General features: G+C 42.5%; 16 protein-coding genes and 3 pseudogenes. 9 read left to right on the top strand and 10 right to left on the bottom strand.

Annotated elements, in window-relative coordinates; all coding sequences use genetic code 11:
• Nucleotides 1–8: 8 nt before the first annotated feature.
• From BN3003_RS19320 to BN3003_RS07415, 3 genes and pseudogenes are all read left to right on the top strand, one after another.
• Nucleotides 9–128: pseudogene (locus BN3003_RS19320) on the top strand (IS3 family transposase); the annotation flags it as partial.
• A gap of 40 nt (nt 129–168) precedes the next feature.
• Nucleotides 169–582 carry a hypothetical protein gene (locus BN3003_RS07420; protein WP_147645382.1) on the top strand — a complete coding sequence of 138 codons (414 nt, stop codon included), beginning with the start codon at nt 169–171 and terminating at the stop codon, nt 580–582.
• On the top strand, nt 572–1,669 hold the full coding sequence (locus BN3003_RS07415) for a siderophore-interacting protein (protein ID WP_058356003.1): 1,098 nt from the start codon (nt 572–574) through the stop codon (nt 1,667–1,669). The genes BN3003_RS07420 and BN3003_RS07415 overlap by 11 nt, the downstream gene beginning before the upstream one ends.
• Nucleotides 1,670–1,747: 78 nt before the next feature.
• On the opposite strand, the gene BN3003_RS19315 is transcribed toward BN3003_RS07415, so the two are convergent.
• From BN3003_RS19315 to BN3003_RS07400, 4 genes are all read right to left on the bottom strand, one after another.
• Nucleotides 1,748–1,867, bottom strand: coding sequence for a hypothetical protein (locus BN3003_RS19315; protein ID WP_108721514.1), 120 nt, complete (start codon nt 1,865–1,867; stop codon nt 1,748–1,750).
• A 202-nt stretch (nt 1,868–2,069) separates the two neighbouring features.
• Nucleotides 2,070–2,474: a hypothetical protein gene (locus BN3003_RS07410; protein WP_058356002.1), complete on the bottom strand. Its 405-nt coding sequence runs from the start codon at nt 2,472–2,474 to the stop codon at nt 2,070–2,072.
• Nucleotides 2,475–2,574: 100 nt separating this feature from the next.
• Nucleotides 2,575–2,931 carry a hypothetical protein gene (locus BN3003_RS07405; RefSeq protein ID WP_058356001.1) on the bottom strand — a complete coding sequence of 119 codons (357 nt, stop codon included), beginning with the start codon at nt 2,929–2,931 and terminating at the stop codon, nt 2,575–2,577.
• 688 nt (nt 2,932–3,619) lie between these two features.
• Nucleotides 3,620–4,039 (bottom strand): transposase, encoded by a 420-nt coding sequence (locus BN3003_RS07400; protein WP_159061417.1) that lies wholly within the window; start codon nt 4,037–4,039, stop codon nt 3,620–3,622.
• A gap of 363 nt (nt 4,040–4,402) precedes the next feature.
• Between BN3003_RS07400 and BN3003_RS07395 the strand changes: the two genes are divergently transcribed.
• On the top strand, nt 4,403–4,921 hold the full coding sequence (locus BN3003_RS07395) for an IS3 family transposase (protein ID WP_108721503.1): 519 nt from the start codon (nt 4,403–4,405) through the stop codon (nt 4,919–4,921).
• A gap of 799 nt (nt 4,922–5,720) precedes the next feature.
• On the opposite strand, the gene BN3003_RS18815 is transcribed toward BN3003_RS07395, so the two are convergent.
• Complete coding sequence (locus BN3003_RS18815; protein ID WP_147645380.1) at nt 5,721–5,951, bottom strand: helix-turn-helix domain-containing protein; 231 nt, start codon at nt 5,949–5,951, stop codon at nt 5,721–5,723.
• A gap of 602 nt (nt 5,952–6,553) precedes the next feature.
• Complete coding sequence (locus tag BN3003_RS07385; RefSeq protein ID WP_058355998.1) at nt 6,554–7,357, bottom strand: DUF4198 domain-containing protein; 804 nt, start codon at nt 7,355–7,357, stop codon at nt 6,554–6,556.
• A gap of 74 nt (nt 7,358–7,431) precedes the next feature.
• On the opposite strand from BN3003_RS07385, the pseudogene BN3003_RS07380 reads away from it, so the two are divergent.
• Nucleotides 7,432–8,320 (top strand): annotated as a pseudogene (locus tag BN3003_RS07380) (metal ABC transporter solute-binding protein, Zn/Mn family).
• Between the two features lie 108 nt (nt 8,321–8,428).
• Here BN3003_RS07380 and BN3003_RS19110 read toward each other — a convergent pair.
• The 4 genes and pseudogenes from BN3003_RS19110 to BN3003_RS07370 form a co-directional block, all read right to left on the bottom strand.
• Nucleotides 8,429–8,542: pseudogene (locus tag BN3003_RS19110) on the bottom strand (integrase core domain-containing protein); the annotation flags it as partial.
• A 32-nt stretch (nt 8,543–8,574) separates the two neighbouring features.
• Entirely contained in the window at nt 8,575–9,207 is a 633-nt protein-coding gene (locus tag BN3003_RS07375; protein WP_199822561.1) for a DUF5655 domain-containing protein, read from the bottom strand.
• A gap of 47 nt (nt 9,208–9,254) precedes the next feature.
• Nucleotides 9,255–9,497 (bottom strand): hypothetical protein, encoded by a 243-nt coding sequence (locus BN3003_RS18985; RefSeq protein ID WP_199822560.1) that lies wholly within the window; start codon nt 9,495–9,497, stop codon nt 9,255–9,257.
• 69 nt (nt 9,498–9,566) lie between these two features.
• Nucleotides 9,567–10,991: a tyrosine-type recombinase/integrase gene (locus BN3003_RS07370; RefSeq protein ID WP_199822559.1), complete on the bottom strand. Its 1,425-nt coding sequence runs from the start codon at nt 10,989–10,991 to the stop codon at nt 9,567–9,569.
• Between the two features lie 945 nt (nt 10,992–11,936).
• On the opposite strand from BN3003_RS07370, the gene BN3003_RS07365 reads away from it, so the two are divergent.
• The 4 genes from BN3003_RS07365 (at nt 11,937) to BN3003_RS07350 (ending at nt 16,358) form a co-directional block, all read left to right on the top strand.
• The gene (locus tag BN3003_RS07365; RefSeq protein ID WP_058355997.1) at nt 11,937–13,295 is read left to right on the top strand and encodes a glutamine synthetase family protein; all 1,359 of its coding nucleotides are present in this window, start codon (nt 11,937–11,939) and stop codon (nt 13,293–13,295) included.
• Between the two features lie 72 nt (nt 13,296–13,367).
• Nucleotides 13,368–14,489, top strand: coding sequence for an ABC transporter ATP-binding protein (locus BN3003_RS07360; protein WP_058355996.1), 1,122 nt, complete (start codon nt 13,368–13,370; stop codon nt 14,487–14,489).
• A 10-nt stretch (nt 14,490–14,499) separates the two neighbouring features.
• Entirely contained in the window at nt 14,500–15,465 is a 966-nt protein-coding gene (locus BN3003_RS07355; protein ID WP_058355995.1) for an ABC transporter permease subunit, read from the top strand.
• Nucleotides 15,462–16,358, top strand: coding sequence for an ABC transporter permease subunit (locus tag BN3003_RS07350; protein ID WP_058355994.1), 897 nt, complete (start codon nt 15,462–15,464; stop codon nt 16,356–16,358). Before BN3003_RS07355 ends, BN3003_RS07350 begins: the two co-directional genes overlap by 4 nt.
• The last annotated feature ends 288 nt before the right edge of the window (nt 16,359–16,646 follow it).

Here is a 16,646-nt window from a genome sequence, read left to right as displayed (position 1 = left end):
TGTAGTCAAAACAAGAAATCACGCAATTTATTCATTATTACAATTTTAAACGGCCACATACAGCCAACAATGGAATGAGCCCATTGGAGTATGAAAATTCTCAGATAAAAGTGTCCTGCGCGGCTTGACCACTACATTGGATCTTTGGTAGGTAGTTGTGCTGGTCTTTTGGCACAGGTTTGGTTTAAGCGTCATGGTCGTGTGCGCAATGTACAAAATGCGTCTTTGTTACAAACTTTGTGTTTGCTAGCGTTACTGCCCCCTGCATTTGGGCTTACAGGCCGCTTGTGGGTGTATTTAGGTGTGTTTGGCTATTTCATCAGTTTGCCTTTGTTGTATGCCAGCATTACCGCAGTGATGATGGATAAAGCTGCTCACACTGACGCCCATGCTACTGCCTATACCATACAGAACGCATTACCCATGCTATTTGCCTTTATAGCTGCAGCACTCAGTATGTCGTTGGCTCAGCACTTTGGCTATGCCTTTGTCGCCATTTTAGCTGTGACATGTTCGGCTACTGCGGCCTTACTATCCCGTTTTGTTTTGTCTTCTATTTCAAGTAAACCTCATGAATCTTAAACAACATACCCCCATCACTGACCTTGATGCCAAAATAGACATCATTGACCACTTAAACGATGACCATCAAGCCGAATTATTAGCCATCGCACAAGCCCATGGACATGCTGATGCTGCCATTGCCAAACTCTTAGATATTTTTGTTGAAGGGTGCATATTAGAAGTTATTCAATCGACACATTCTGCTGCGACACAAGTATGGATACCGTTTGTACTCAGAGGTGATTTAGAAGAACAAATCCTTTATTTGGCGCACAGCGCCATGGTGAAACAAGGTAAGTCTTTACACCACGCCCAAAAGCAGTATTTTGAGGTACTGGAACAAACCATGGTGACCCCCCACATGTTGCGCCTGTATTTAAAGACAGATAAACCCTTACCACCTAATGCACCTGGTTTTGCATGGCTATTTTCTTTGAAAGTACTCAATGTTAGCCCTGATGCGCACACTGAAAAAAATAGCTTCATCCACCGATTGCTCCAACGTATATTTATTCGTGTATTGCCACATCTATCGCAGCAAAAGCGAGAGAAAATCATGCTCTCCATGGTAAAAGACATGCGGTATTACACATTGCGTAAGGTGGAATATCGTGAAGGAAGTGAAGTAGCATGGGTAGATGTATATCTGCATGGCATTACTGCTGGAGGCGAATGGGCAAAATCTCTGCAAACAGGTGACATCATACACAGTACCTCTGACTACACGGAAGCAACAGATCACTTACACCAAGGCCAAACTTTGCTGATTGCGGATGAAACCTCATTGCCAACTGCGCTGGCTTTATTAGAGAACTGGAACAATCCAATTCCGCCTATTTTAATCAATGTATTATATGACAAGGCTGAACAAGCATATGTCAACCAGATGGATGCTCCTGCTGGTACTGGTTTTTACTACATTGACTCTAACAGTGCATCTTTGGCTCAAGAAATCATTGATATCATTGAATCACTACCAAGCATTGATGCTGCCTGGGCAGCACTTGAAAACACTTTAGCCAAAAAAATCCGCAAGTATTTGCGTGAGAACCATCAATTACTGGGCACAAAAAATCGAGTCAAAGGTTATTGGAGTAAACACTAAGAGCCTGTACGCTATTTTGTGTAAGCTACCTTCGTTACAGATGACCGCGTAAATGGTTGTTTATCGCCAAGCCTCTGCCTATTTCCAATCCTGATTCATCATCGTCGCCTTTGCTCCATATATGGAAACCATATCAATCCTTTTAACATAAAAATTAGGATTGGTGTTGCGCTGACCAGTCGAATCTACAGCATTTATTTAAAGGGGAGGATTACCATACCACCGAAGACGGGGTAGGATAATTTCAACTGGATAATATAAGCGTTGGAATGATTGCTGAACGCCATCCATTTCAGTCACCATTATTTGGAAGATGAAAACCCATAATAGCAGGCATTGCGCTTAATGCGACAGAATCCTACAGACTCCTGATCAACGTCACAGGTTGACTTTATATTCTCTATACAAATTTTGGGCTAATTATTGGAGACCAGCATTTAAAACCATGAGGGATAGCTTTCATCTCTTCTTCAAATAAATGCACCAAATAAGAATTCCCATCAAATATCAACACCTGTTCGTTTAAGTTGGGATAATGGCCATCCTCAAAATAAAACCACCCATCCCCTCTTTGATCATCTAGCCACTCAATGGCTGCAGTTATTCCTGTGTGTTTTTGCCATTTATAGTAGTCAAAGTCAAAAGTGGTCATCTGATATTCTTTGAATTCCCAATCCTGGGTCATTTCCGACACTATGGAAGTTACATTTTTTGGTACTTCAATAAAAACCCAATTTTTGACTGGTTTTAGGCTTCCATCAGAATTGAATCTTTTTATCCAAACAAATTTAAAAGAATTTTTCATTCATACATTACACCTTATTTAATTGAAAATTGTCTTTAGCAATAACAAATTAAAAAGCCATACATACTTCTAAAATACACATGGCTTTTTATATGCATAATTATTTAATTACTTTCTCCACTTCAACCAAAGCACGGCGTGCAAGAGCTAGATTTGATTTTGTTTTATCTAGTACGAAGTATAAACATAAGCCATCCTGCTTATTAACTGGACGCAATAAATGATATTGCTCACCCAATGTGATCAAAATATCATCAATTGAATCTTTTAAATTCAATAACTGCATTGTTTTCATTTTAGCTCGCAAAACTTCAGTGTTACCTGCAGCTGCAATCTCTAAATCAATACTTGTTGAGCCTCCTCCTGCCAGCAACATACCACTTGAGTAATCCACAACTGCCGCAGCCAATGCGCCATCTGTTTTCAACAACTGTTGAATTGATTCATTATAATTCATTATAAATTCCTTATTTATTTATTGTAAATGAACATGCATTATCTTAAACACAAACATTACCTTCAAGATTGAATGAGTAAAATTTGATACAAATTAATACACCATCATCAAATAAATGATAAAGGTATGAAAAGATTAAAAAATTAATTACTCAAATATGCAGCAATTTGTTGTATATTTTGTAACTTAAATTTTTACTCAGTATTTTATAATAGATGAAATTACAATTTTGATTCACACTCAAAAATATTCACCTTAATAAGTTATATTTTTTAAACAATTGATTTTAAATAAAACAACAATATTATGACAATAGTTGTATACGCCAAACAAACAAAAGCCCACTGCTCGTACACAATGGGCTTTTGAAGGTCTTTCTAACTTTAATAGTCGTACTGAGTAGCTGACCAAGCTCCCTAAGTTTTTAAGCCAATATAGGAGGCCAAGCATAAAACCTACTATCAATTTAAGGAGAGCTAGTAGGTGCTTACATCTTATCATTATAAATTAATGCAGCACAACATAATGGATCTTCCTTGGCAGAGTTACAAGAATTATCGGCAATGAAATATTTAGGGTCTGTTGAACATTCATAATTTCAACTAAATCAGCCCACAAGTAAGTGCAACTGTTCCAATATAGCTGTTTAGCAATTTGTTATAGCGGCTAGATAATGCTCGTTGATGCTTTAAACTGGCAAATGTATTTTCAACCACATATTAGCCTGATAAATCAACCAGTCCATATGTCCATTACTGGTTTTGGCATTTTTCTTTCGTGGAATATCGGTATGAATCTCACTAGAATGAATGAGCTTTCTAAAGGTTTCAAAGTCATGGCCTTTGTCTGCATTTAAGAACTCAGTGTCTTTTAAGTCTAAGAGCTCAAGTAATGCAGGCGCTATTTTAATGTCATGCGTAACACCATCACCGACAATAAATTCAACTGGATTGCTATGAGCATCGACAACCAAGTGTATTTTTGAGCCGTTGCCGCCGATACTTTTGGCAATACATTGACAGTCTCCACCAGCCGTGCCTGCACTACTTTGATGCGCTTGGACATAAGTCGCTTCAATTGAAACCTGCTCCATATCAGCATTCAACATCTGGTCTTGCTTAAAAATAGCTTTAAGAAAAAAGCAATTTGAATATCCTGACCTGGGGCTCTGGTGTAAGTGATGTACGGAGACCAAACTTGTGAGCTTAAAGTTGAATAACGCATCGAGCACAATCTCCCCCATCAAAACATCAAAATTTTAGTAGCTAAAATTTTTGTCGTTTTACCTTTGTTTAGGTGGCCGTAATTTGACGTGAGTGTGCATCAAATTACGTAATGGATCTTTGCTTTTAACCTGATAAAAGCTGATGGCTGCCTCCATTGGAACAAGAACACGGTGCAACAGGTGTTTCAACTCAAAGGTTAGCAAGTCCGCAAGCGCTCCGTAGGCCGCAGACCACGCATACAAGCGGTGCCATCTAAAGCCCAAGAGCCGAATCAGCATTGGTCTACTGATTTGTGCCGGGTTTGGGGTGGCCCAGATGGTTGGCTAAGCCTGGCTTTGGTGATGGACTGCAATACCCGTGAGTTATTGGGTTGGCAGCTTTCCAAAACAGGTAAAGCCAGCACTGCTGTCAGTGCACTGGAACACGCTTTGATTAACCGCTTTCGCTGCTTGGGTAAAGTACCTGAGCGGTTCTTGCTGCGTTCAGATAATGGCTTGGTGTTTACCAGTCGTAAATACACAGCATTGGTCAAAAGCTATGGGCTACAGCAGGAATTCATCACGCCACATTCTCCTCAACAAAATGGAATAGTGGAACGCTTAATCCGAACCATCAAAGAACAGTGTGTGTACCGTCACCGCTTTGAAAGTTTGCAGCATGCCAATCGAGTGTTAAGTGATTGGATACAGTTTTACAATGAAGTCCGACCTCACCAAGCACTGGGCATGAAAACCCCTGCTGAGGCCTATGCATTAAGCTTGTGACTTATGCAGAAAGTGCTAGGTCATTACAAGAACTACAACCGAGAGCACAGATTGGCAGTGCAAGTGAATCGTTACTCACACACCAAACAATAAAGACATGAACAATATATTGCATCCACTTTGTTCACATGTTAGTCGCATTTAGCGGGAGCTAAACTGGCAAAAAGAAACTCTGACAGAACCAGCTCGCCAACATTTGGATGACCTTTAGACACTGACCCAGCGCATCCTCGCCTAACAATGCTAAGACAAAAACAAACTGTATGCCCTAAATGTACCGGAAGTGGAATTCATCAGCAAAGGCAAGACCTGCAATCCCTAAGTGTTTACGTCAAAATGTCTCTGACCACGACACTGAAAGAGGGCTTTTTACTGAGTACTTGTGCCATGCCAGACAATCCTTACGATGGCCACACATTGGTTCATCTTTAGCGCAATCGCAACGACTCAACCACATACGTATACATACAGTGGTGGCGGACCAAGGCTACAAAAGTGCCATTGCAGAATGGGTCTGGATACTGCATTCAGATCAGACGAGGCATCATCCGTGGCCTAAGAGCCAAGATCAAACGCCACAGTGCGATAGAACCGACTATTGGGCACATAAAGTCTGATGAAAAACTCAATCACAACTGGCTTAAAGGCCAGCTGAGCGATGCCATCCATGCGATATTGTACGATGCTGACCACATCAATATATAATCCAGCCGCTGCGCTTGAAATGATTTATTCAAGGTCGACTAACTAATTTTGATGCAATGCAATATAAATTGCAAAGTATTAAAATGTTTTAGCGTTACTTTACAGACAATTTTGAACGCTTCGCAGAAGTACTTAAATCAAGATTTAGTTCATGTACTAATTCAATCAATATCAATACTTGATCAGGTGCAGTATGGCCACTTTCGTATCTAGAGCCACCAGGTTGGGTAACATTAACTGCCGACCAAAATTCCGTTTGGTTCATTTTTAAAGTTTGGCGTAATTGAATAAGCTCATAACCGGAATAATTTTTAACCTTAATCATTAAAACACCTCTATTTTATGCTAATAGCATATTAAATTATTACATGTCCAAGTGTAAACTATAATTAACGTAAATATTTTCACTTTGCAACAACTTAATAATTAGAGGCTAATAGCTAAGTTCGAAGTAGTAGATAAAAAAGCCGCCCAAACAGGGCGGCTAAATTGGAGCCAAAGGAGAGCAATTGAAGCCTTGTGACTAGGCATGCTAAGATTAGTTCAACTTAGCTGATGGCTGGATAGGTTGCTATTCATATTAATGTCGCTCATTGCAGCTGTTAGTGAGAATTTCATCCCTTAATTAAGTCACATTTTGAAGCGTCTTTGTGCTAATGCAGGGTGGGGATGACATTTATTTAATAAAAGTATTGGAGCTGTACTAGATAACTAGGAATATTCAACTTAAGGTTAGAATAGCCCTATGAGAAAAAACCGCCTTAGTCAGTACAAACAAAATAAATTGATAGAACTGTTGTTGCAGGTATCACTTACACAAAATTCAGGACAGGCTCATCTAGGACAGTCAGGTCGATTCACCCTAAAATTTAATATACATATCTAAGATTAGCATTCTTTTTATAGCACTTCACTATTTCAATCAATTTAATGCTCAGAACCAATATGAAAAGTTAACGTGGCATAAGTCGCCAATTTATTACACTCTGATTGTGGTACAAAATCGGCTTTATGTATAACTTTGGCTTTCCAATACCCCTCACGTAAAGGAATAATATCTACTATCCCTTGAGAATTAGTTTGATGAGAAAAGGCTTGAGGCTCAAGAGTATGATTATGGTCATTTAGGTCTCTTTCAGTAAAGCCTTTAAAGGTCGCAACCAATGTGACATTACTTAGTGGCTCTCCTTTAAATAAAACTTTCACTGGTAAAGGCTCGCCAACTTGAACAGTCTGAGGGTTAATCAACGGAACAATTTCCAACACTTGACCAACTGCCCGTGTTAACACGTCATTATCTGTTCTACCATGACCCACATTCAAGACATGTTTAGCATACATGGCTGATTGTTCACAGTATTTAGCATCGAGCATTTGCCTCAATGATTGCTGCCTCCAACCAGAATTATTTTCTGACCAAAAAGTCGGCTTGTAAGTCCCTAAAACCAAGTATGAGCCTTCTTGTAAGGGTAGTTCACTCTCATACTGATAGTTCTCACCTTTTTGTTTTAGAGTTTGTATACCATTTTTACCCACCAACTGCATCGGTGCAAAAATACCTAATCTATCAGAGGCAATTTTCTCCAACTTAGGAAAATGCCCATATCCGATAGCAGCTTGTAAAACTTCCCCTGAATGTATGTGTTCGGCATCGACCCAAACCTCATGTGACCATACTTGCGTACTAAATAATAGTCCAGTTAATAGATTCCATTTCAAAATATTTTTCATTTTTTGTTCCATTGTTTTATTGAACGACTGATTAGTTATGTTATAACATATCATTTTTAAAAGAAAGCAAAGCAATGAACAAAATTTTGACCTTGGCTGCACTGCTAGTAAGTACCAACCTTTTTGCAAATCCTATCAATGTATTGAGTAGTTTCAGCATTTTGGGAGATGTATCCAAAGAACTGGGTGGTGAGCGTGTTAAAGTTATCACGCTAATTGGAGCCGATCAGGATGCTCATACTTATCAATTACAAAGCCAAGATGTGAAAAAAAATCCAATCTGCCAAACTAATTATCATGAATGGTTTAGGTTTTGAGCGTGCTGATATTCGTCGTGCTGTTCAAAATAGTGGCAAAAAAATTGTGAACGCAACAGCTGGAATTAAGGCTTTACCTATTGTGTCCCATGAACATCATAGTGAACAACATGACCATGGCGCATACGACCCACATGTGTGGCACGATCCCATTTTAATGCAAACTTACTCGCGTAATATCACCAATGCTTTAATCAGCATAGACCCACAGGGTAAGGAATACTATTTGAATCGCTTAAAAGACTATCAAACAAAGCTGAACCAATTGCATGTTTGGACTCAGTCTCAATTTCAAATGGTGCCCGTGGCTAAACGTAAAGCCATGACTGCTCACGATTCCTTCGCCTATTTAGGAAATCGCTACAAAATTAAATTTTATTCACCACAAGGAGTATCTACACATGATACTGCCAGTGCCGCAACTATCGCATCACTGATACAGCAAATTAAGCAAGAACAAATCAAAGCATTGCTAATTGAGAATATGGTTAATCCAAGAATTGTGCAGCAAATTGCCAAAGAAGCAAAGGTTAACACTAAAGGAACCTTATATGCAGATGCATTAAGTATCAGAGGCTCGTCACAAAACTACTGGGGATTGATGCGTCACAATGTTAGCACTTTAACCAATGCAATGAAAAACTGAGAAAATCCGTAGCAGTAATCCTCCCATATTTAATGGCAGGTTTCAGTAGAATCAAAACCCGTCAGCAATGGCTTACCACCATTGGCTTGATGGGTATCTTTCATGATTTTAAAACCATAAACAACGGGTGGCACCATCCTGAATCTCTTCCAAATTCTTAAACAAATACTGATTTAACAATCCATACCTAACGGTACGGTTATAACGCTCAATATAAGCATTTTAAATCACCCCCCAGTTTACTAGGCCCAGCCTTACAAAACCTGCTTCACCACGCTTAAGACATATTCCAAATCATCGTTATTGCTCACCTGTACTTGGTAATCACCATTGCCATGATGACCAACTTGGCTCACATCTCGAAACAAACCCCGTGCATCGTTCAAGCTGCCCCAACGGGCATTGAGCCACAGTTTCAAACTGTTTTTTAGCACCGCAATGTCCACACAATTGGATTTGTCTTTTTTAAATGCCACATACAGCTTGGTATAATCCAATTGCAGATTCGTGTCCAAATTCAAAATCGCATCACGAAATTGTTCGTATAGTTCCACCATAGCATTGCTTTTACCGTCTAAGTGGAAGGCCTCATCATAAACCATAATTTCCTTGGTAACCTTGTCCAATGCAGATACGGTTTGAGTTTCAGCCGCATAATCCGGTTTTGGCAACTCAGGTGCATGGCTGTCGCGCTCAATCAGGTTCAAGCTTAACAAACCGTTTTCATAGCGTTTGAACTCCGCCAAACCTATGCCCAAATCCTTGAAATTGGTCGCCTGTTTTTGAAACGGCGTAAACACATTGGCTACAAACAAGATTCTTGTTTGGCTCCAATCCACATCGCAGCGCTTCAATAAGCGGCCTGTAAAGCGCTCGTTATACTCCATCAGCAGCTGTCTTTGTATTCCAGCATCGCATTCAAATACGCCACACCTTAATCAACCACGCTATGGTTTTTATCGCGTTTGTACTCAATCACCACAAAGGCCTGCTTTTCAACATTAAAAGCCAAAGTGTCAAAACGGAATTGTTTCAAGCGAAATTCAGACTTCACTACTTGCCAACCCATCAATTGTGGCAAATGGGCTTCAAACAGCGCTTGCATTTCTTTTTCGAGTTTGAACGGCTGTTCTTTTAACGTGTGCAAGTTTTGGCCATCTAAGTGATACAAATCCATTATTTTCCTTTATCCTATGGTTTACAGGCCGCAAACATGCGGGCTTATAAACAACACAATCATTTCTACTTAATTTACATTAGAATCTTTCAAAATTCCTTGTAGCTTTTTTCCTAGCTTTTCAAATGCCTCAGTTTTTTCAACTTTATACTCATATTTCAAATAGTGTCGCCGCACTTTTGAACCTGCTAAAACATGGTTTTGGCAACGGTCAATGATGTCCATACCTATCCCCAATTCTTGCATCATGGTAGCCCCTGTGCGCCGTAAGTCATGTGGTGTCCACTCGCTATCACCGACAGCCAAACTGTTGTCATGACGACGCTTCATACCTACCTTGGTGCGGTCTTTAAATTTGACTTGGCGGTCTCCTATCCGCTTGGATACAGATTTCACATCAACATGCGATTTCTCATCCTTAGCAGGGAAACACCAATCGGAATGTCCAGACTCTTCATATAAGCGTTGAAACTGCTTAAAAGCAAAATCAGAAAGAAAAACATAGTGATCTTGTTTTTTGCCACGGGTACTTTTAACATTCTCCCGTGGGATAAACCATTCTTTTGTTTCAAAATCAATGTGTTCCCAACGCGCCATCAACAATTCACCAATACGTGACAAGGTGGACAAACAAATCCAAATAGCACATTGGGTTGAAGCATTTAACGCTTTGTTGGCATTGCGTTTGTCTAACGCATCGGCAAACTGCTGCTCTTCAAGTTTGATTAACTGTGCCAATTGAATAATTTCATCTGCAGAAAGAACTCGACTTCGCTCCTCTGTATAATCAGCATCCAATAATTTCTTCTCGTCTACCAATAGTGCTGGATTGCCTTCTACCAATAAAGCCCGCCAAGGCTGTCTCGCATCAGCCCATTTAAACATCTGTCGCACATCAGCAGCCAAACGCACCAAAGACCTGTTTCTGGGATTGATTTCTGTTCCACGCTCTAAAAGTACACGGTAAACATTTCTAATATCAGCTTCTTTGATTTCTTTAATCGGCATAGAACCAAGCATAGGCAAAACATCTTTTTCAAAAAGTCGTTTCAGTTCTTGGTTATTGTCTTGTCTCGCCACTCCATTAGCGACCCATTCATCAAACATATCCCGTACAGTCAAATTTTGACGCTCTAACTCCTTGGCTTCATCAATCACTGCCAATATTTCTTGCTGCGCAATGACCTTGTCAGCTTGTTTCTTAAGCCGCGGGTCTATACCCTTCGCAACCGTGGCCTTCGCCTCGTCTCGATTTTGACGTATGGTAAGCATATCATTATCGGGATAAGTACCACATGAGAACCACGACACCTTTTTATCCCACTTAAAAGCGTATTTAAACCTTATACTAATGTCATTACTTTTCGATACTCGGACCTCACCGATTAATCCCTCCCCATCTGAAATTGTGTCACCTTTCCAGTCAGCCGTGATGACATTAAGCTCTTTAATCGTCCATTTTTTACCTTTACCTGCTTTGGGATAGTGCATCATAATTTCTCTCTGAGGGGTAAACTGAGGGGTAAACCAGATATTAGATTGCTTTAGATTTCATTGGAAGGGGTCAAATCAATAAATCTATATTTTTACTTATAATTCAATGTGTTAACTACACAATAGCATCTAACGCGTTCTAATAGAAATTGATGTTTAATTGCATGGGGTGCAAGGGGTCGGAGGTTCGAATCCTCTCACTCCGACCAATATAAAAAGGACTTAGCAAATTGCTGAGTCCTTTTTTGATGCATCCCTCAAATGAGCTAACTTTTTAACTAACCATGGCTGGCAATTGCTTCGCTTCGCCGATTTTCATGCATCCATCTTCTATCCATTCCAAGCAATATCCATCATCGCCTCCATAAGTACAGCAGAGCTGCTCTTATGCAATCTATATAGTACGGCTATATAGTCCTATCCATGCCATGGATTATATATCAGTGTTTACAGGCCGCTATTACCGTTCATTATGAGTTTGGTATTTTTAATTAGATGCAATTGATTGTTGCGTTATCTAAGCGGCCTGTAAGCTTTTGGCGCAACCGAGTAAGGCCTCGGCATGGCAGCTCTAGGACGGCTGATGCGCCTGATAGGCTTATTTCAAGCCTGTATTGAAATATTTTTGTCACAGTGCCCAGACATCAGTTAACAATGAAATATATTTCATGACTATCTTAATGCAGTTTGAATAAACACCGCAGCAATGAAACGAATATTTTGTGAAGGAAATACAAGCAATTGCCTCGAGGTTTTCAACCAAAATGAATCTGTGTCCACCCGCACAAAACACATATTTATGATGTCAATTTTATCTTATTACATTTAGATACATCATTTCCATAAATGGCTCTTTTTAAAAAACTTTTCTGTCAGATACCCCCTTGTCAGTCGCAAATTGATATTGCTATGATGGTTCTCACCCGTCCCTAAAAAGCCGAGCCTATGAAGCAAATTGACCACAACGACATTAACCACATCAACCAATGGCTAGATGCCAACAATATTACTGAAATTGAATGTTTGGTGCCTGATATGAGCGGCACTGCCCGCGGTAAAATCATCCCACGCCACAAATACAATCCCGCCGAAGGCATACGCATGGCCGAAGCGGTGTTCACCCAAACCGTTACCGGTGATTATCCCGAAGAAGAATTCGCCTCCATCACCGACAGCGACATGCGCCTTATCCCCGACCCTTCCAGCTTGCGCCTCGTGCCTTGGGCCAAAGACCCTTCTGCTGCCATCATTCATGACGCTTATGGTTTCGATGGCAAGCCGGTCGAAATTGCGCCGCGCAATGTGCTCAAACGTGTGTTGCAAGCCTATGACGATTTGGGTTTGCAACCGATTATCGCGCCGGAGTTGGAATTTTACTTGGTGCAAATTCAGCCCGATGAAGATTTGCCTTTGGCGCCGCCCGTTGGCCGTACCCAACGCACCGAGGCCGGTCGTCAGAGTTTCAGCATAGATGCGATGAACGATTACGATGAAGTCTTCGACATCATGTATGACTGGTGCGAAACCCAAGGCATTGCGCTCGATACCTTGATTCATGAAATGGGTCCGGCGCAGATGGAAATCAATCTCGACCATGGCGACCCACTCGATTTGGCCGACCAAGTGTTTTTGTTCAAACGCATCGCCCGTGAGGTGGCCATACGCCACAATATGTACGCGACTTTCATGGCCAAACCCATGCAAGGTCAGCCCGGCTCGGCCATGCATTTGCACCAAAGCATCATTGACAAGCAAACCGGCCTGAACATTTTTGCCGATGCCAAAACTGGCGATTCCACCGACATCTTCTTCAGTCACATTGCTGGTTTGCAGACTTACTTGCCGGCCTGTATGGCGTTTTTGGCACCGTATGTGAACTCTTATCGCCGTTTGAGCCGTTTCAGCTCGGCACCGATTAATTTGGAATGGGGTTTTGACAACCGCACTTGCGGTTTGCGTGTGCCCGAATCCAATGCTGCTGGCCGTCGCATTGAAAACCGTTTGCCCGGCGTGGATGTGAACCCGTATTTGGCCTTTGCAGCGAGTTTGGGCGCTGGCTTAATCGGCATGCAACAAGGCTTAAAACCAAGCACACCGCTCACTGGCAGCGCTTACGACAAAGCCGCCAACTTACCGCACCACTTGGACGACGCCGTCGCTGAATTGATGGCGTGCAAACCGGTGGCTGAGCTGTTTGGTGAACATTTTGTGCGTTGCTACTCTGCCATCAAGGAAACCGAGTTCGAGGAATTCTTCGAGGTGATTTCACCATGGGAGCGCCGATTCTTATTATTGAATGTGTAGCACACACATTCGTAAACACTGCAATACCCACATAACTTACTCATTGCTGTTCATTATGGAGCTGGTGCCTATATGACTGATACCACCAATCAAACCGCCAAAACACCGTATTTGCAAATACAAGGCTTGGTTAAAAAATACGGCGACAATTACGCCGTGGATAATGTTGATTTGAACATTGAGCGTCATGAAATCTTTGCCCTGCTTGGCAGCTCAGGCAGTGGCAAGTCTACCTTGCTGCGCATGCTTGCCGGCATGGAGCGCCCATCACAAGGCAAAATCTTGCTCGATGGTTTGGATGTGACTTACCAAGCGCCGTATGAGCGTCCGATTAACATGATGTTCCAGAGTTATGCTTTGTTTCCACACATGAGCGTGGAGCAGAATATTGCATTTGGCTTAAAGCAAGACAAGATGGCCAAAGGCGAAATTGATGCTCGTGTCGAAGACATGTTGAAACTGGTACAAATGACCAAGTATGCCAAGCGCAAACCGCACCAATTGTCGGGCGGTCAGCAGCAACGCATCGCCTTGGCACGCTCTTTGGCCAAACGTCCGAAATTATTGTTATTGGACGAGCCTTTGGGCGCTTTGGACAAAAAATTGCGCCAGCAAACGCAATTGGAATTGGTCAACATGTTGGAACAAGTCGGCGTGACTTGCATTATGGTGACGCACGACCAAGAAGAAGCGATGACCATGGCCACCCGTGTGGCCATCATGTCCGATGGCAAATTGCGCCAAGTCGGCACGCCGCGTGAAATCTACGATTATCCAAACAGCCGCTTTACCGCCGAATTCATCGGTGAAACCAATTTGATTTCCGGTACGGTGATAGAAGATGCGCCCGATTCTTGCGTGATAGCCAGCAAAGAATTGAGCCAACCCATCCGTTTGGGTCATGGCATTACCGGCCCTGCCGACCAAGATGTGTGGGTCAGCTTGCGGCCTGAAGACGTGAATTTGAGCCGCAACAAGCCCACAGCCGATTTCAATTGGGAAGAAGGCAAGGTCAAAGAAATCGCCTATTTGGGCAGTTTCGCGGTTTACCACGTCGCCTTGCCTAGCGGCAAAATCATCAAGTCTACCGTCGCCTCTTCACGCTGGTATTTGGCCGAAGAAACACCGCCGACTTGGGATGAGACCGTGTACGTGTCTTGGCGCAGCAACATGCCTGTACCGTTAACCCGTTAAGGAGTGTGGCATGAAACAGAACAACATCAGCAGCGTCTTGGGACGCTGGTTTGTGATTGCTGTGCCGTACACGTGGTTATTGGTTTTGTTTTTGATTCCATTTTTGATTGTGTTAAAAATCAGTTTTGCCGAACAAGACATTGCCATTCCACCTTACACGCCGTTGGTCAGCACCGACAGCGACATGGGACGCGTCATCGTCCAAGCGTCGTATTTGAACTATGCCGATATTGTGAAAGATTTTTGGCAATCACTGGGTCAAATCCTCAATCCATTTCACAATGGCAATGGCGACAATATCTACCTGCAAACCTATTGGTCTTCATTGAAAACCGCGGTGATGGTGACGGTATTGTGCTTGATTTTCGGTTATCCGATAGCTTACGCGATTTCGCGTGTGCGTGAAGACATCCGCAATGGCGTGTTATTGCTCATCATGTTGCCATTCTGGACTTCGTTCTTATTGCGTGTGTACGCATGGATGGGCATTTTGAGTACCACTGGTTTGGTCAATACATGGCTACAAAACTGGGGCATTATTGATGGGCCGTTGGAATTGTTTTACAACCAATTCTCGCTGACTTTGGTCATGGTGTATGCCTATTTGCCATTCATGATTTTGCCTTTGTACACGCAATTGCTGAAGCTAGACCACCGTTTGCTCGAAGCAGCCGGTGATTTGGGCGCATCGCCGATTAAGTCTTTCCTCACCATTACCTTGCCATTGTCGAAAGTGGGCATGATTGCTGGCTCGATGTTGGTGTTCATTCCTTGTGTGGGTGAATATGTGATTCCAGAATTGGTTGGTGGCCCAGAAAACCTGATGATCGGTAAAGTCTTATGGCAAGCCTTCTTTGACCAAAACAACTGGCCGCTCGCATCTGCTGTGGCTGTGATTATGGTGTTGTTATTGGTGGTGCCGATTGCCATCTTCCACCGCTATGAAAACCGTGAAATCGAGGGAGAAAACGCATGAGTTCAGGTTCACACAAACTCTCTTGGTTCTTAAAATGCTCATTGGCTTTGGGTTTGCTGTTTTTGTACATCCCTTTGTTCATCTTGGTCATCTACTCGTTTAACGATTCCAAACTGGTGACGGTTTGGGGCGGCTTCTCGACCAAGTGGTATGGCATTTTGATGGACAACGATGTGATTTTAAGTGCCGCATGGTTGTCGATTAAGTTGGCAGCAATGTCGTCGCTGGCAGCAGTGGTATTGGGCACGTTGGCGGCTTACGCTTTGGCGCGCATCAAACGCTTCAAAGGTTCAACTTTGTTCGCTGGCATGGTGTCTGCACCGATGGTGATGCCTGATGTGATTACCGGCTTGTCGATGTTGCTGCTGATTATCCAAGTGCAAATGTTCTTACAAAACACGCCTGCATTGGAATGGCTGTACTTCGACCGTGGCTTGTTCACCGTGTGGTTGGGTCATACTACTTTGTGCTTGGCTTATGTGACGGTGGTGATACGAGCGCGTTTGAGCGAGCTGGATCAAAACTTGGAAGACGCGGCGATGGACTTGGGTGCTCGTCCATTGAAAATCTTCTTTTTGATTACCTTGCCATTGATTATGCCGGCTCTGGCTTCAGGCTTCTTGCTCGGCATTACCTTGTCGCTCGATGACGTGGTGATTACCTCGTTCTTGTCTGGCCCGGGTTCGTCTACCTTGCCTCAGGTGATTTTCTCAAAAATCAAACTGGGCCTGGACCCGCAGATGAATGCTCTAGCAACCATCATGATTGCTATTGTGGGCACCATCGTCATCATCTTGAATTGGCTGATGATGCGGCAAACCACCAAGCGCGAACGCGAAATGGCCGAGGCTTACCGCCAAGGCGCGGCGCAAGACAGCAAAACCGCTGCCTAATCGCTTTAAACCTTACCCGCCCTGTGGAGTTTGCCTCCACAGGGCTTTTTTCATGTTTATAGGCCGCACAAGTAAGATGCGGCCTGTAAATCCTATCAGCTAAGGTAAACATACCCTGTTAGATGTGATGCTTTCATTGAGTGATATGGCCAAATCATGCTTACAGGCCGCTTATGCTTACCCCTTCATCTGCTTCACCCTGTTGTTTTAAATCATGCTGTTACACTTGATATAGGCATGCATCTGGATAGGTCTACAGCCAAGTTGAGGTGACATACCGCCATAAAC

It is taken from the genome of Vitreoscilla massiliensis (assembly GCF_001457815.1).
Taxonomy (GTDB): domain Bacteria; phylum Pseudomonadota; class Gammaproteobacteria; order Burkholderiales; family Neisseriaceae; genus Vitreoscilla; species Vitreoscilla massiliensis.
The sequence above is the reverse complement of the archived record's forward strand: the minus strand, read 5'-3'. Positions and strand labels throughout refer to the sequence as shown.

What these genes read in the sequence shown, in the direction of transcription:
- BN3003_RS07415 (WP_058356003.1), top strand. Translation starts at nt 572, where the DNA reads ATGAATCTTAAACAACATACCCCCATCACTGACCTTGATGCCAAAATA.
- BN3003_RS07410 (WP_058356002.1), bottom strand. Translation starts at nt 2,474, where the DNA reads ATGAAAAATTCTTTTAAATTTGTTTGGATAAAAAGATTCAATTCTGAT.
- BN3003_RS07405 (WP_058356001.1), bottom strand. Translation starts at nt 2,931, where the DNA reads ATGAATTATAATGAATCAATTCAACAGTTGTTGAAAACAGATGGCGCA.
- BN3003_RS07400 (WP_159061417.1), bottom strand. Translation starts at nt 4,039, where the DNA reads ATGTTGAATGCTGATATGGAGCAGGTTTCAATTGAAGCGACTTATGTC.
- BN3003_RS18815 (WP_147645380.1), bottom strand. Translation starts at nt 5,951, where the DNA reads ATGATTAAGGTTAAAAATTATTCCGGTTATGAGCTTATTCAATTACGC.
- BN3003_RS07385 (WP_058355998.1), bottom strand. Translation starts at nt 7,357, where the DNA reads ATGAAAAATATTTTGAAATGGAATCTATTAACTGGACTATTATTTAGT.
- BN3003_RS07375 (WP_199822561.1), bottom strand. Translation starts at nt 9,207, where the DNA reads ATGGAGTATAACGAGCGCTTTACAGGCCGCTTATTGAAGCGCTGCGAT.
- BN3003_RS18985 (WP_199822560.1), bottom strand. Translation starts at nt 9,497, where the DNA reads ATGGATTTGTATCACTTAGATGGCCAAAACTTGCACACGTTAAAAGAA.
- BN3003_RS07370 (WP_199822559.1), bottom strand. Translation starts at nt 10,991, where the DNA reads ATGATGCACTATCCCAAAGCAGGTAAAGGTAAAAAATGGACGATTAAA.
- BN3003_RS07365 (WP_058355997.1), top strand. Translation starts at nt 11,937, where the DNA reads ATGAAGCAAATTGACCACAACGACATTAACCACATCAACCAATGGCTA.
- BN3003_RS07360 (WP_058355996.1), top strand. Translation starts at nt 13,368, where the DNA reads ATGACTGATACCACCAATCAAACCGCCAAAACACCGTATTTGCAAATA.
- BN3003_RS07355 (WP_058355995.1), top strand. Translation starts at nt 14,500, where the DNA reads ATGAAACAGAACAACATCAGCAGCGTCTTGGGACGCTGGTTTGTGATT.
- BN3003_RS07350 (WP_058355994.1), top strand. Translation starts at nt 15,462, where the DNA reads ATGAGTTCAGGTTCACACAAACTCTCTTGGTTCTTAAAATGCTCATTG.